Consider the following 13,404-nt stretch of genomic DNA (forward strand, 5'->3'; position numbering starts at 1 on the left):
CAAAAATCAGGTAATACGGTTATTGCTATCTACGGCCGGCAGTATGAGGCGGGGTGGCCCTGAGAATGGCACGGAAGCTGAGGCCTTGCTCCTCACCCGCCGCGGATATCAGAGAAGTTTGACCCGAAACGGGCACGTGCTCTGGCGAAGCCGGTGCACGAGACATAAAGTTGGTTGGCTGCCTGAGGCGACAATTGTCGGCCTTCGTCGAGCAGACCGACTCGGGCAACACTTGTTCCCGATAATTTCCCAACACCCGGAAGGGCGAATGAAAGATCGTTTGTGGCTTGCAGAAGTATCCGGACGGCTAAGTGGCCTCCTGACGGAGGCCTTCACCGGCATCCAATTCGACGTTGTCCCGCTCGTAGCCTGCGACGTCGCGACCCTGGACGTGTCGTGGACGGACGGGCCATCCCTGCATGACGTGGATACCCTGGCCCTTCAATTTGTGCTGCGTATTCAGCTCGAAAGCTGGGATGCGCCGCACCGGTTGCACATTGACAGGATCTCCAAGCGGCGAAACATCAGTCCGGCTGTTGAGGAGGAGCTGCTGACCAGGCTCTGCGCCGACCTGGAAACGAAGATGACGGAGTTGGACATGGAACGGCTCTACTCGCTCCCGTCTATCCTGGGGTCCCTGCGGCACTGCCCGGAAGCAGGTACTGTCCCCGAGTACCTGGATTTGCTGTTCGAAGCCACTAGTTTCCATGCGAGGCCGGCAGCCGTGGACGCCAGCGGATTGAGGACGTTGCGGTGCCGATGCGTGCTTTGCGGCCTCGCAGCTGCTTAGAGCCCGGCCGCGGGGTGAATCAGTTCGCGTAGCTGCTGCCCGGGCGCTGGGCGCCGGTTCGAGCTTTTTCCTTTTAGTGATTTCGGGTGGGATAAGTAGGGGCATCGCGCTGCGATTCCTGTAAATCCGGGAGATGATCAGGCTCTCCAGTTCCGCTCCCGACACGCTGATGACCTGCTGCTCTGGGCCGTATACGAGCGCGACACCGGCGGACAGAGCAGCGCGCACATTGCCGCCATCAAACTGATCGGACTCACAACCCGCTAAGCAGCAAGGACTACGTTGTGGCACCGCTCCATTGGGGGACCTACAGTGCCATAACCACCCAATGCCGAATCGATGAAAAAATTGATGGCGGCTGCTGCGAACATATTGCCAACTACACGCCCTTCGATAACGATGCAGCTGCGGTGCTGGCTCGGCAGTCCGGCAGGCTCCAACACACCGGCCGGAACCCGCCTAGGCATGGACAGCATGCGTAGGGCGGGCGCTTAGGACTTGAAATGCGTCTCCGGTGTCTGCTGTCCGATAGCTTCGATGACGGCCGCGACTACTAAGTGAAGTTTCATGTTCCGTCCGTTGGAAGCAGCTTTGAGGATGCTCATTGCTGTGTCGTGACTGCACCGGTTCTGGGCCATGATGATGCCAGCTGCCACGTCGATGGAAGTCCGTGAGCTCATGGCAGCTTTGAGCTGCTGGCTGGCCTCGGTCATGTGTGCCAGGCGCACTGCCAGGCGCAGTGCTCTGGACATTTCCTGTGCCATTCCTTCAGCGGCAACAACTTCCTTGTCACCGAAAGCCTCCGTTTTGGGTGCGTAGAGGTTCAAACCGGCGGCGGCCAAGCCGTCCAGCGGAATCGGCACCCCCAGGGCGGAGTGAATGCCGTGCTCGGTGGCTGCCTTGCTGTAGCCGCCGAAACGGGCATCCGTGGTGAAGTCGGAGACGACATAAACTAGCCCCTCGCGTGCGGCACGCAGACACGGGCCATCGTCGAACCGGAACTGGACCTGGTCCATAACCGCAGCGTTCTGGCTGTTGCTGGCGATGGTTGTCCTGGTCTGCGGACGCAGCAGGGTAACCGCACACAGCACGTTGTTGTCCGTGGCGGAGAAATGATCGGCAGCCAGTTGCGCAAGTCCGCTCAGAAATACATCAACATCGGCGCTCTCAAGCACCATGTCCTGCAGCCTGCCCGGAAGGGAGACCACATTTATTGCTGTCTTTTCATCGGTCACAGTTGGTCCGCTCTCTCAGTGGACACCGGGCGACGTCCCGCAAGTATCCGATCAGCCGGCGCCTTGCTGGACTAGCCCTTATATAATAGGCGAGGTTAGCTGCCCGGCGGGCCCACGAGCAGGAGTCTCAGTACTGGGTTGAGCGCCGCGCACAGGAGCAGCACCCCCAGGTCCTGGCACTGGACGGGACCGAGATCAGCAGCGCTCTGGGAACCCTCTGGGTTAGAGGATGCGCATAATGCCGCGGCAGCGCCGAACGGGAAAAATCCCGCCGAGGTGAGAGATCAACTGGTGTTGGCCCAAGACCTCCTGAACCGAGCTGTCTCTAGCCGAATGCGGACGACACTCCATGGTGTTCGCGATTCGTGGTTTGGTCCGGGCCGAATCCCCGGCTTGTCTGAAGTGGCTGATCGGCCGTCAAGTTCATGGACAGCATTGATTCGCGATCACTCGCGGCGTGTGATTGCTGCTTTGGACGTGGCTGTTCGCTGGGGTGGTCCGACGCGTGAGGCGGGCACAGGTGCTCCTGATCAGTGGCGGTCCCTGGCGGATGCGGCAGCCAAGGCCGGGTACGCTGACCAGCCGCACTCACGAGAGAGTTCAAGCGACTGGTCGGTGCAACCCCTGGTCAGTTCTTGGCAAGCTCAGCATAGAGATCCACGGAGTTTCCGTCCGGATCCAGCAGCGTTGCATACCGTTGGCCCCAGTGCGCGTCCCAGGGTGCTACGTGTCCGGTGTAGCCTGCGGCGACCAACTCAGCGTAGGTGGTGTCCACGGCAGTAGCAGACCCTTTGTCGAAAGCCAGCGCGATTCGATGCCCACCGGCAGGGAAGGCGTAGTTCCGGTCGAACCGTTGAATGGTCTTAACTGTGTCCCAAGCCAATGTGGTGCCGTCTCCGAGTTGTGCATCCACGTGGGGCGCTTCGTCCTGGCCGCTTTCTATGCTCACGCCTAGGCTGCGGTAAAAGGCGAGCGATCGAGCCATGTCATTGGTGACGATGCCGATGAATCCCAGTTTCAATGTCATACCACCAGCCTAGGGGGACCGTTCTGGGCGTGTCTTGAACAGATCGGCCAACCCGCACGCTGGAGGATCCGTCAGCGGACCACAATGATCGATCGAACCTGGTGATCCGCTCGGGTGATTTAGCTTGCTGAGATTATGCCAGTAGCCGACCAGAGGAACGACGGTGTAGGCAATGGGTAGTACGAACACCATCAGCAGAACCAGTTCCGCCCATTCATTCCACGAGGCAGCACGGATTCCCAGACCGAGGAACATGAAGGCAACCAGGGTGGTCGCGCTGTAGCGAAGGTAGCGGTTCCGATTTCGGGTGAGTTCGTCCCGGCGTGACTCGGAGCCTGTGTGAACCGGCGCCGTTCCCGGGGCTGCCTTAAAGATGTGCGCGTCACCCAATGAGAGGACGGATGCCCAGCCAGCCGCTTGGAAGATCTCGAAGTAGTCCGGCGACGGACTGCTTTCGTAGGCTAGGTCGAAGACGGCGTCTTCGGGGGCGCCGTCTTCGAAGCTCCATCCGTGCCCCAGCTTCGCTACACCGTTCAGGTGTTTTCCCTGACGGGCCATTTCCGCGAACATAACCAGGTCCTTCTCGGGGCTAAAAGCCAGGCCGTTGCCCATCCTGCTGGTGGTGCTCATGCTTCCTCCATGATGTGGTCGGCCATGGCCAGCAACTGGCGACGGCGTTCGATGTTGCGGACGAGGACCTCGTGGCCCTTCGCATTGAGGTGGTAGACACGCCGGGAATTGTCGCCGTCAAGTTCCTCAATGAGGCTGGCCCCGACGAGCTTCTTGAGCGTCGTGTACAGCGAGGCCGGCCCGAGCGTAATGGTTCCCCTGCTCTCCTGCTCAAGGAACTGCATCACGGCATAGCCATGGCGTGGTTTGATCAGGGCTAGCAGGACATATAGTGCAGCGTCGGCCAGATCGCCACTTTCAAAACCTGAGCTACGAGCCATGCCCGCACCCTGCAGGTATCGTATCATTGAACGATGTATTCATGATTGATATATAAGCACGGAAGTTCACCGGAGACCAGACAGAAGATTTCCTTGTAGCCCTCCGCGGGCCCTTCAGTGCGACACTTAGAGGAACCGGCTTGCAAGTCAGGCCCTCAAGGCAGGCTGTTCAAAACGGCGTCAGGACAGCCGGGAACAACGGCAGGTTTGTCTTCACTCAGGGGTCCGGCAAAAACAGGATTCAGGTTATTCTCGACAACAAGTCCGGCAACATCGTTACCGTAACCAAGGAATAGTCCATCCTAGCGCCCGGACGGCGGTGGTCATTCCTTGGGCCGAGAGGTGAACAGGTTCAGCCCCGAGGCCAGGGACAGGAAACGGGTGGCGCGTTGGCCGCGAACGCTGTTGCCCGCCCCGTCCAACGGGGGCGAGAAGGCCGCCAGCCCACCCTTGCTCGGGGAGATCGTCACGATACCGCCCGAGACCCCGCTTTTGCCCGGCATGCCGATGTCGTAGAGCCAATCCCCGGATCGTTCGTAGAGTCCGGAGGCGGCCATTGCGGCCAGCGCCCGCCCGTACACTGAGGACTCCACGACTCGTTGGTGTGTGAGCGGATTGACTCCGCCGTCGGCGAGGGTGGCACCCATCACGGCCAGGTCGCGGGCGGTGACCAGCAGGGAACACTGCTTGGTATAGACGTCCGTGGTCTCCAGGGGGTCGAAGTGCAGGTGCCCGTAGCTCTCCAGCAGGCAGGCCATACCCCGATTGCGCTGGTTGGTGGCCGCCTCGGACTCGTAGACCTCCACGTCGAGCTCCAGGTGGCGTCCGGCGAAGGCGGAGAGCCCGTCTCCACCACGCTCAGACCGAACAAGCGCGGGTCGGTCCGCCCCAGAATGGGGACGTAGTTCGCCACCAGCCCCTTGTCCACGTCCCGGTAACGGGCATGAGCAGTCTGCAACAGGTCCTCCACACGGTCGAAGGACGGCAGGCATCCGGTGGAGATCGGCCAACGTTCCTCCTCCGCGCTGAGCTCCTCCGCGCGGCCGGCTCCCACCTCCGCGGGGACGTCGGCCGGATGGAGTGTGCGCCCGGTGCCGGGCCGGTCAGCGTTGTTGCCGTCCACGAATGACCCCCGCCGCCGAGCGACCCAGCCGACCGCGATCAGGTTGGGGATCAGCAACAGTCCCATCACCACGACGAGGACGGTGGTCAGATGGTCGAAGTAGGCGTCCCCGAACACCAGACGCCCGTTGACGGCGATTAGGGTCGAGGACAGAACGCGGACACGTACGATCCGTCAGGACAGCAGCCAAAACGTCGTAGACAGAGCCGGGCCGGGGGCTGCGGAGCCCTGCGGAGCCGGCACTGGTACTGGCCCCGACAGCCGTCCGCGCCAGCGGACGCCCTTTTCCTGGTGAGTCCGGCGAACCCTCCACTAACACTCCGAGTTTTCTTTCGGTGCCCCTGGCGTTAGCGGCCGCGTGCCCCTAGTCGTCGGCACTGAGTGTTGCGAACGATGGTCCGTTGCAGCCGGCCCTCCGACAGTCCCCCTTGACTCTTGGACTAACGATTCAGTCCGACCGGTCGGTCGGTTCTCCTGCTACCATGACTTCATGAGTAACAAGGAACACATTCTGCAAACTGTTCGACGATTGGCGATCAAGACCGGGTCGGTGCCGTCGATGGATGCAATCGCTCAGCAAGCAGGGATCTCGAAGGGTGGGCTGATGCACCACTTCAAGTCACGCGCTGCTCTGGTGGAAGGCATTGCGGTGCAGGCAATACGGGATATCGATCAGGAACTGCTCGCGGCCGCCGGTCGCGGCACCGTGGTCGAGACCTGGTTGCGCCTGTCAGCATCTCGTGAAGAGGCTGCTCTTTATAGGGCGATGGTGATCCTGCCCACCGAACACGGCTCAATGACCGACACGCTTCTACAGCAAGCAGCTGAGGCCACCGGTCGGTGGGAGCAACTCTTCGCCGTTGAAACAGGAGACCCTGTGGCAGGCTCGGTCATACGTCTCCTGGGTGATGGGATGCTGCTTAACAACCTCACAAACGACTCTGCGCCTAATGTTGATTCGATCTTGCAGTGGCTGGTTCGTGGGTCCGCCAAGTGATGAGTGGTGGCCTCCTAGCCGGCATCGCCGGTCTCGCCCTGGCTGATTCGCTCAATCCAGCGACCATTGTCGTCATCACCCTGATCCTGCTCACCGTCAGCCACCGGCCTGTAGGGTCGGCATTGACGTTCGTCTTGGCCGCGATGAGCACGGTCTTCGCTCTGGGCATGGTCATCTTCCTCGGCGCCACTGCTGCCGCCGACGCCGTAGGCGAAGGGCTTATCTGGCTCCGCCGCGGAGTATTTCTCATTGCAGCCATCGCTCTCGGTATCGCCGGTCTCCGCCGTTTCAAGGACCGGGAAAGGATAGGCATCAACCTGCCGTCATGGTTCGGTGTGTGGACGGCTTTCCCGCTCGGCATCCTGGTTACCGGAGCGGACCTGCCCAACGCGTTCCCGTACTTCATCGCCATCGAACGGATGGTCGCCGCGAACGTCGACATCTCTGTAGGCCTTTTCGTGCTCGCCGGCTACGCCCTCGTGTACTGCATCCCGTGCCTCATTCTGCTCGCCCTCGGCATGGCGCACGGAGATAAGGTCAGGGCACGCCTGCGGAAGGTGCTGGATCGGTTCTCGACCGGAACCGTTAAGCGCTCTATACCAGCAGCACTCGCCTTGTTCGTTCTCGCCGTCGGAGTCCTCACCATCGCTCTCTGGCCCTGAGCATGCCGCGCGAAACCAGTACGGTGAGGAATTCTTCACATGAAACCACCTAAAGCGTTAATCAAATCTGAGCCCGACATGCTCAATTGCGGGTAGGGGTCTGCTCCGGCACCGTAGGGCCGAGCCGGTTCCGCGGTGGCGTAGAGCGTGTTGAGCTGGCGATAAAGGATTCGGGCGATGTAGCGCTTCAGGGACCTACGGATCTCCCGGTAGCTTCGGCCTTCTTGGGTGCCTTTGGTGACCTAGTCCCGTGTTCCGGGGTCGTGGACCATCCGAGTCATGGTGATGGCGTGTAGGGCCCGGTTGAGGCGCCTGTCACCACCCCGGTTGAGCCTGTGCCGGACAATGTTACCGCTTGAAGCAGGCAAAGGACTTACTCCTGCCAGTGAGGCGAAGGCAGCTTAGCTGCGAACCCTTCCTGGATGCGGCCACATGTCAGGATCGTAGCGACAGTGACAGCCCCGGCGCCGACCATCTCCAGCAGCGGCGGAGTAGGGCTTTGCTGGATCAGCTCTGTCATGCGCTTTTGGTTCGCAGTCAACTGCGTGGTCACTTCGTGTACGCGGCGCGGCAACCGAACTGCTTCCTCGCGCGCGATCAACAACTTGATTGGCTCGTCTCGTTCCCTCCACCTGGTGATCGTGTCGATCTGGGCGGGAACCAGCGATTTACGAGCGTCGATTCCTAGATCGTGTGCCCGGAGTAAGGCGATGAGCGCATTGACGTTCATCGTTCTGCCCCGGGTTAACTGATCCCTGGCTGCGCTGAGGATGGATCTTGAGTCCAGCACGGGATCCTTCGTCCTGGCGCGGGGTTCGAAGCTGAGAGTCATCTAAAGCCAGGACTGCGGTTCCGATAGCCGCAGCGTCTAACGGATCGGATTTACTGATCGAGCGGCGTCCTCGGGCGTTCATCCATGGAGCTTCGACGACGTCACAGCCGACCTCGGCTACTGCCCGGGCAAGATGTGCCCCATAGGAGCCGATACCCTCGACAGCCCACAGACACCCTCTGTCGCCGTCCGTGCGTCGGCCTACCCAGACAAATGCGGGAGATCCCTGCCGAGGTAGTCGGGAATTGCTCGCACGCGACCTGTCGCTTAGTACGGGCCTCGATGATGGAGTAGGTGTGTGTGCGGGCGTGGCAATCCACGCCGCTGACGAATGGGCGGGTTTGCGCAACGAGTGTCACTGCGGTCAACCTCCTTCCTTTTGAACGGGCAAGATCAATCGCGTGGCGACCGGCACTGACCTGGAAGGAGTCATTTCGGGGCAATACTGCGGTGAGCCACAACCGCAGGGGCTGGGCAAGCTTCTAATCAAGCCACCGACGTGGAATAGGTCAACACCGGCCGCTTCATCCAGCGCGGACAGCTCGGGGGAAATGCACCCTCAAGGGGCCAGTTGTTTTTCGAGTCACACGTCAGACGGAACGACCGGCATCAACACTGTCAACTAGTCCCAGACCAGCCGCTGCAAGACTCACAGTTGTTTTTTGCCTGCTGGTGGCCACTGCTTCCCATTTTTAAATCGGGCCATCCGGTGGGCAGAGTTTTGTTCGGGCCGACCAGATGGTTGGTCTAGAAGAGTTGGTGTTCTGGCAGGTAGGGCTGATGGCGGTCTTGAAGATCTGCGTGTTCCCCGTCGCCGTCCCTGCCTTCGTCGAAGGAATTGTCAATGAGCGCCTGGATTGCGGGAGCGTATTGGTCGTAGATCAAGTTCAAAGGTGTGGTGTCAAGGTCTGGTCGGCGTATAACCCGAAGGGCGATGATGAGTCCGGAGATCTGGGCTGCCACGAGCCGGGCGCGCAGCTCGCGGTTGCTACCCGCAAGTCGGGCAACGAGGGGCTGAATGACGTGTTCTTCAGTGGAAGCGATGAGATAGTCGCGGACGTCCGAGCGGTCTAGTGCTTTGTACAGGGCAGCATAGTGATCTGGCTCGGTCTCCATCAGTCGGCGCAGGATGTTGCGGCCGAGCTGGTCTCGCGGCCCCTCGGTGATGCCGCGGATGCGTTCGTCCATGCCCATAGTCTCGATGAACAGGGCGTCCTTGGATCCGAAGTGGCGAGCGATCAGTCCTGGATCTACGCTGGCTCGAGTTGCGATATCACGTACGGAGGTGTTGGCGTACCCCTTCTCGGCGAAGAGAACGGTGGCAGCGGCGCGGATGGCGTCTTGCGCACGGGTCGAAGGTGGTCGGCCGCGCCGCTGAAGGGGTGTGTCTGAAGGTGCCATCGCTCTATTCTTCCTCACCAACGATTTCGTCTACAGTGATGACACAACGGAGATTTGTGAGACGACAACAGTCAGCGTGGTTAGCTGTGACGCCGCTGTCCGTTGCCCTCCGCCAGCAGTGGACCCCACGCGTCTCTGTCGGAATCTATGGCACTGGTTGTGAAACGCATGACCAGAATCAACAACACGCTCGTCATAAGAGCGCGTGAAATCGAAAGGACGATTTTCAATGAACAAAGAACTGCGCTTCGACGGACGTGTCGCCATCGTGACAGGCGCCGGAATCGGCATCGGGGCTGCCCACGCACGGTATCTGGCCGCCCGTGGTACGGCCGTCGTGGTTAACGAGCTCCCATTCAACCTGCACCGGGCAGAGGCAGTACGCGACGATATTCGTGCGGCCGGCGGCACGGCGATAGCAGTGGGGGCCAGGATCGGCGATGACGACGCAGCAGCGTCCCTCGTGGCAGCGGCCATCGCGGAGTTTGGCCGCATCGACATCCTGATCCATAACGCCGGCGTTCCCGCCGGCCGCATCATAGATGGATCCGAGCAAGTCGCGAATGCACCGGCAGCTGGCATGGATCTCTACTTCGACATCAACGTCCGCGGGTCCTTGCAACTCAACCGGGCCGCCTGGCCCCACATGGTCGAGCAGGGATACGGCCGCATCCTGTTCACGTCCTCCGCTGTGGGAACGGGCTTCTGGTACGGACCGACGGGCTACGAACTGGATTACGCCGTGTCAAAGCTCGCAGTCTTCGCTGCGGCCCGGCAGGTCGCAGCCGCCGGCAAAGAGCACGGGATCATCGCGAACACTCTCATGCCGTGGGCTTTCACCGAGACAGTGGGTGCAAGCGGCGGCGGGGAGGAAACCGAACTCATCAGCTTCATGAGAAACACTCTGCAGCCGGAGAAGGTCGCCATAGCGATCGCTCCCCTCCTCCATGAGGATGCCCCGACGACCGGTGAAGCGTTCACTGCCGGCGGCGGACGAATGGCTCGGGTGTTCCTCGCCGGCACGCTCGGGTACTTCAACCCGGACCTCACCTCAGAGGACGTCGTGGATAACTGGGAACAGATCATGGGAACGACCGATGAATCAGGGGCGCTGGTGGATGTCTTCGAGCAGAGCCAGCCCCGCGAAGAGCGGCTCTTCTTCAAGGCCCTCGAGCTCGGGCAGACTCCCGACCTGAAATGGATCTCCGAGCAGCCCGTGAAGGAATCTACGCGGTCAGCCGCGAAGTAACGAACCGCCGGACGTCCCGAGTCCGTCGAACCTTTCGCCTAGGGCACATCGCACGTATTTCGATCCGCCAAGGACTGGCGGAACGAAAAAACGTTGTACGTAAATGCATAGTCCGTGTTGCTCGCAAGCAAGAGGTTTTCACGCAAACTTCTAGAAACCCGTCCACCATCAGCTCCTATGCCACACAACGCCGATCTTGGGGAGGACCTAAAGGCCCATAAAAACGAACATTGCATCACATGTGACAGTGAATTTCGTTTTAACGTACTGTCGGCGAATGGAAGACGATCACACGATTGCGGCAAAGCTGGATCACGCCATTGAACTGCTGAAAAAGCTGGAGGCAGACGGTCCACGAACCAACCGAACAGCCGAGAAATTTTGGGCACTGGAGGACTTCGAGAACGTCTGGACGATCCCTCTGGCGATGTCATGCTCGTAGGCGCAGTTAGCCTGCCTGCGGGTGAAACCTATGACTGGCAGCAAGGTGCTTCAACGGAGGCCTTACTTGAAAACAACTGGGCCGAACGTATTGCACCTGTGAGGGCCCTCGGACATCCCGTCCGGCTGTCACTCCTTCAGGCCGTCCTAAAGGGCCAGCGCTCAACAGCCGAGCTGGCAGCCATTCATGGCGTCGGTACCACAGGTCAGCTTCATCATCACCTTCGGCTGTTGGTATCAGCAGGATGGCTGCAGGCTGCAGGGCGTGGCCACTACGAGGTGCCTGCCACCCGTGTCATTCCACTTCTCGCGGTCATGGTAGCCGCAGCACCCTAATTGCAAGGAGAGGACATGCTGCAAAACATCAAGACCTCACCTACCTGTGTCTGGCTTCCACGACGAACCCGGATCCTCGCGGCATTGAGGTGGCCGATAACGGCTCTCACCCTGACATTGGTTCTCATCGTGCTTGTCTGGGATATGCTCCCGGAAGGACCCCAGGCGTTGCAGATAACGCACAGCCTCTTGTCGCTGTTGGTTTTGCTTCTGGTGATCACCATGATCGGAATAACCCGATGGGGCGCCGGGCCAAAACGAGATGCCTTTGAGGTCAAAATGCCCGTTGACGGCCGTTGGAAGATCATCAGTTCACCTGCAGAGCGAATCCCCAGTCATGGAACCCACGTCTTCGGCCAGGGCTGGGCTGTAGACATGCTGTGTGCTCCCCCTAATACAGAGCCAGTCCCGTTCAGGACCGTCGGAGGTCCCCTTCCGGCAGATCATTTTCCGTCTTTCGGACAGCCGATCAAGGCAGGAGTGCATGGCACAGTTGTGGTAGCCCGCGATGCCGCAAGGGACCATGGGAGTCAAAACAGTTGGCTGCTGTTGCCGCTGTTTTTTATCGAGTCCTTTTTGCGTGGTGTTGGCGGCGAACGGTTAATTTTCGGAAATTTGTTGGTAATCGCCTTGGAGGATAACCCCTACCTTGCTTTGGCCCAATTGCAGAGGGGGTCGATCACAGTGCGGGTCGGGGACAAAGTCTCCCCCCAGGATCTGGTCGCGAGATGTGGCAACTCGGGGTCCAGTTCTGAACCTCACCTTCACCTCCAGATGATGGACCGTCCGTCACCAACCTTCGCCGCAGGTATCCCGCTTTCCTTCACTGACGGCATGGCGGCTGTCCCTATGCCGAAGCGAAACCAAATGCTCATCAGTCAGCGCGATACTGGTCCGTCCTAAACTGTGGGATGCTCCGCGCTGAGTCGGCGAAAGTGGCCCGACGGACTAGGGAAGGTTGGCGCACAAGCGGGAAGGGGAACGATCTTTTCTCACGCCGGGGATCCAGAGGTTGTTCCAGTCTTGACTGGCGTGCACTCTTTCCGTGTCGGTCCAGCCAGTTCCGAGCACCTAGTTCTGGCATTCTCCTGTACAGGGTCGCTCGGGACATATTCAGGTGTTGGGCTCCGTGGGCGACCCGCTCATCTGCCTCCCTCAGCCGGTGTTGCGGATCTGCTGCCGCTAAGCTGCTGCCGCCGCCCGCCTAGGTCTATGCCGGCGGCACGGCGTTTGGAGACGGAGGCGTTGGTATGTTCTGTTTGCTCTCCGGCACCGTCTGAGCCAAGCCCTCAGCCCAGGTTCAATACCCGCCGATTCAATCCCCCGGCCGACAGGTCCTCGGTCAGGCCGAACATGTTCACTGTGGACCGGCAAAGGCGGGCCAGCGTGGTGATGACCAAGGGTGTCACCTTCATGCTGCGCCTCCAATACCCCCGTTGGATTACGGACGGATGCCATGGCACCGTTCTGACGCCGTGGGCCATATAGGTGTCATTGCGGCGCGCCCGCCACCAGCAGGCCACCAGCAGATCCAGAACCTGCCGATCAGCGTCCTGCGTCTTACGGCCCAGCCTTCGAGTTCGTTTCGGATGATCTCCTCGACCCACTGATTGTCTGCATCAGTCGGCGACTGCACGAGATGAAAAGCGAGGCCGTCGACGAGGGCATGTACTTTCCGCGCCCGGGCTGCGACGCGCGCCGATGGCGCATCAGGTCGCAATCGGACGAGGAGCGCCTCACAGAGTCCAGCAAGGTCGCCTTTAGCCTGGGCGCGGATTTTGATCAGGTTGGGGTCCGCGCCGGACTCGGCTACCAAGGCGACGTTGATTTCCATCTCGCTTCGGCTTTGGGCGTCGGTAGGAACGAGATGCATGAGGATCGTCGTCGCGTCTGTGATGGAATCACCGCTCGGCTGCACCGAGCGGATCCGTTCGGTAACCCGTTCGATCATCAGTTCAGCGGCATAAATCAACAACGCGTCGCGGGTTGGAAACATGTGCCTGAGAGAGCCAACCGACACGCCAGCGCTATCCGCAACGGTGCACAAGGAAACGGCAGACATTCCCTGCTGGTGAATCACAGACCACAATGCATCGATGAGTTGGGAGTTGCGCGTTGCATGATCAATCTTGCGAGGCATGGCTCATGGCAGCTCACTCGCGCTAGCATGATCCACCGTGACTCACCTAAATAACGCGGCGGACTCGTGTGCATGCTCGCGCCACGTCGATCGTCCGCGCGGTCCTTGGATGGCTAATTCTCTGCGCCGGAATCGGCTTCTCGGTGACACTTGCGCTTCTTATCAACGGATGGCTCGGTTTCGGACCAGGTGGAGTTGCAGTCACACAGGCGCTCTTGGTA

13 protein-coding genes and 2 pseudogenes are annotated in these 13,404 nt (G+C 60.4%); 6 read left to right on the forward strand and 9 right to left on the reverse strand.

Going from position 1 to position 13,404, the window contains the following annotated elements; translation table 11 throughout:
* The first annotated feature begins 268 nt into the window (after positions 1-268).
* A complete protein-coding gene (locus M1D40_RS18400; RefSeq protein WP_461171191.1) occupies positions 269-790 on the forward strand; it encodes a hypothetical protein in 522 nt (173 codons plus the stop codon).
* Positions 791-1,281: 491 nt separating this feature from the next.
* On the opposite strand, the gene M1D40_RS18405 is transcribed toward M1D40_RS18400, so the two are convergent.
* The 5 genes and pseudogenes from M1D40_RS18405 to M1D40_RS18425 all read right to left on the reverse strand — a co-directional run.
* Positions 1,282-2,025 carry a GAF domain-containing protein gene (locus M1D40_RS18405; RefSeq protein WP_461171192.1) on the reverse strand — a complete coding sequence of 248 codons (744 nt, stop codon included), beginning with the start codon at positions 2,023-2,025 and terminating at the stop codon, positions 1,282-1,284.
* Positions 2,026-2,653: 628 nt separating this feature from the next.
* Positions 2,654-3,052, reverse strand: a complete 399-nt coding sequence (locus M1D40_RS18410; RefSeq protein ID WP_461171193.1) for a VOC family protein — start codon at positions 3,050-3,052, stop codon at positions 2,654-2,656.
* Between the two features lie 9 nt (positions 3,053-3,061).
* Positions 3,062-3,682 carry a DUF2812 domain-containing protein gene (locus M1D40_RS18415; protein ID WP_461171194.1) on the reverse strand — a complete coding sequence of 207 codons (621 nt, stop codon included), beginning with the start codon at positions 3,680-3,682 and terminating at the stop codon, positions 3,062-3,064.
* Positions 3,679-4,002 (reverse strand): PadR family transcriptional regulator, encoded by a 324-nt coding sequence (locus M1D40_RS18420; RefSeq protein ID WP_461171195.1) that lies wholly within the window; start codon positions 4,000-4,002, stop codon positions 3,679-3,681. Before M1D40_RS18420 ends, M1D40_RS18415 begins: the two co-directional genes overlap by 4 nt.
* A 323-nt stretch (positions 4,003-4,325) precedes the next feature.
* A pseudogene (locus tag M1D40_RS18425) lies at positions 4,326-4,943 on the reverse strand (glutaminase); the annotation flags it as partial.
* A gap of 672 nt (positions 4,944-5,615) precedes the next feature.
* Between M1D40_RS18425 and M1D40_RS18430 the strand changes: the two are divergent.
* Both M1D40_RS18430 and M1D40_RS18435 read left to right on the forward strand, forming a co-directional pair.
* Entirely contained in the window at positions 5,616-6,122 is a 507-nt protein-coding gene (locus M1D40_RS18430) for a TetR/AcrR family transcriptional regulator (protein WP_461171196.1), read from the forward strand.
* Positions 6,122-6,784 (forward strand): GAP family protein, encoded by a 663-nt coding sequence (locus tag M1D40_RS18435; protein ID WP_461171197.1) that lies wholly within the window; start codon positions 6,122-6,124, stop codon positions 6,782-6,784. Before M1D40_RS18430 ends, M1D40_RS18435 begins: the two co-directional genes overlap by 1 nt.
* 146 nt (positions 6,785-6,930) lie before the next feature.
* Here the strand turns inward: M1D40_RS18435 and M1D40_RS18440 are convergent.
* Both M1D40_RS18440 and M1D40_RS18445 read right to left on the reverse strand, forming a co-directional pair.
* Positions 6,931-7,975, reverse strand: a pseudogene (locus M1D40_RS18440) (IS110 family RNA-guided transposase); the annotation flags it as partial.
* Positions 7,976-8,363: 388 nt separating this feature from the next.
* Positions 8,364-9,017 carry a TetR/AcrR family transcriptional regulator gene (locus tag M1D40_RS18445; protein WP_461171198.1) on the reverse strand — a complete coding sequence of 218 codons (654 nt, stop codon included), beginning with the start codon at positions 9,015-9,017 and terminating at the stop codon, positions 8,364-8,366.
* A 229-nt stretch (positions 9,018-9,246) separates the two neighbouring features.
* Between M1D40_RS18445 and M1D40_RS18450 the strand changes: the two genes are divergently transcribed.
* The 3 genes from M1D40_RS18450 (at position 9,247) to M1D40_RS18460 (ending at position 11,946) form a co-directional block, all read left to right on the forward strand.
* The gene (locus M1D40_RS18450; protein WP_461171199.1) at positions 9,247-10,266 is read left to right on the forward strand and encodes an SDR family NAD(P)-dependent oxidoreductase; all 1,020 of its coding nucleotides are present in this window, start codon (positions 9,247-9,249) and stop codon (positions 10,264-10,266) included.
* A gap of 277 nt (positions 10,267-10,543) precedes the next feature.
* Complete coding sequence (locus M1D40_RS18455) at positions 10,544-10,708, forward strand: hypothetical protein (RefSeq protein WP_461171200.1); 165 nt, start codon at positions 10,544-10,546, stop codon at positions 10,706-10,708.
* A 350-nt stretch (positions 10,709-11,058) separates the two neighbouring features.
* Positions 11,059-11,946: a peptidoglycan DD-metalloendopeptidase family protein gene (locus M1D40_RS18460; protein WP_461171201.1), complete on the forward strand. Its 888-nt coding sequence runs from the start codon at positions 11,059-11,061 to the stop codon at positions 11,944-11,946.
* 386 nt (positions 11,947-12,332) lie between these two features.
* Here the strand turns inward: M1D40_RS18460 and M1D40_RS18465 are convergent, their stop codons facing one another.
* Both M1D40_RS18465 and M1D40_RS18470 read right to left on the reverse strand, forming a co-directional pair.
* The gene (locus M1D40_RS18465) at positions 12,333-12,458 is read right to left on the reverse strand and encodes a hypothetical protein (RefSeq protein WP_461171202.1); all 126 of its coding nucleotides are present in this window, start codon (positions 12,456-12,458) and stop codon (positions 12,333-12,335) included.
* Positions 12,459-12,484: 26 nt separating this feature from the next.
* On the reverse strand, positions 12,485-13,183 hold the full coding sequence (locus M1D40_RS18470) for a TetR/AcrR family transcriptional regulator (protein ID WP_461171203.1): 699 nt from the start codon (positions 13,181-13,183) through the stop codon (positions 12,485-12,487).
* Between the last annotated feature and the right edge of the window lie 221 nt (positions 13,184-13,404).

The sequence above is a fragment of the Arthrobacter sp. Z1-15 genome, assembly GCF_054792395.1.

What these genes read in the sequence shown, in the direction of transcription:
- M1D40_RS18410 (WP_461171193.1), bottom strand. Translation starts at nt 3,052, where the DNA reads ATGACATTGAAACTGGGATTCATCGGCATCGTCACCAATGACATGGCT.
- M1D40_RS18415 (WP_461171194.1), bottom strand. Translation starts at nt 3,682, where the DNA reads ATGAGCACCACCAGCAGGATGGGCAACGGCCTGGCTTTTAGCCCCGAG.
- M1D40_RS18455 (WP_461171200.1), top strand. Translation starts at nt 10,544, where the DNA reads ATGGAAGACGATCACACGATTGCGGCAAAGCTGGATCACGCCATTGAA.
- M1D40_RS18430 (WP_461171196.1), top strand. Translation starts at nt 5,616, where the DNA reads ATGAGTAACAAGGAACACATTCTGCAAACTGTTCGACGATTGGCGATC.
- M1D40_RS18445 (WP_461171198.1), bottom strand. Translation starts at nt 9,017, where the DNA reads ATGGCACCTTCAGACACACCCCTTCAGCGGCGCGGCCGACCACCTTCG.
- M1D40_RS18420 (WP_461171195.1), bottom strand. Translation starts at nt 4,002, where the DNA reads ATGGCTCGTAGCTCAGGTTTTGAAAGTGGCGATCTGGCCGACGCTGCA.
- M1D40_RS18470 (WP_461171203.1), bottom strand. Translation starts at nt 13,183, where the DNA reads ATGCCTCGCAAGATTGATCATGCAACGCGCAACTCCCAACTCATCGAT.
- M1D40_RS18400 (WP_461171191.1), top strand. Translation starts at nt 269, where the DNA reads ATGAAAGATCGTTTGTGGCTTGCAGAAGTATCCGGACGGCTAAGTGGC.
- M1D40_RS18435 (WP_461171197.1), top strand. Translation starts at nt 6,122, where the DNA reads ATGAGTGGTGGCCTCCTAGCCGGCATCGCCGGTCTCGCCCTGGCTGAT.
- M1D40_RS18460 (WP_461171201.1), top strand. Translation starts at nt 11,059, where the DNA reads ATGCTGCAAAACATCAAGACCTCACCTACCTGTGTCTGGCTTCCACGA.
- M1D40_RS18465 (WP_461171202.1), bottom strand. Translation starts at nt 12,458, where the DNA reads ATGAAGGTGACACCCTTGGTCATCACCACGCTGGCCCGCCTTTGCCGG.
- M1D40_RS18450 (WP_461171199.1), top strand. Translation starts at nt 9,247, where the DNA reads ATGAACAAAGAACTGCGCTTCGACGGACGTGTCGCCATCGTGACAGGC.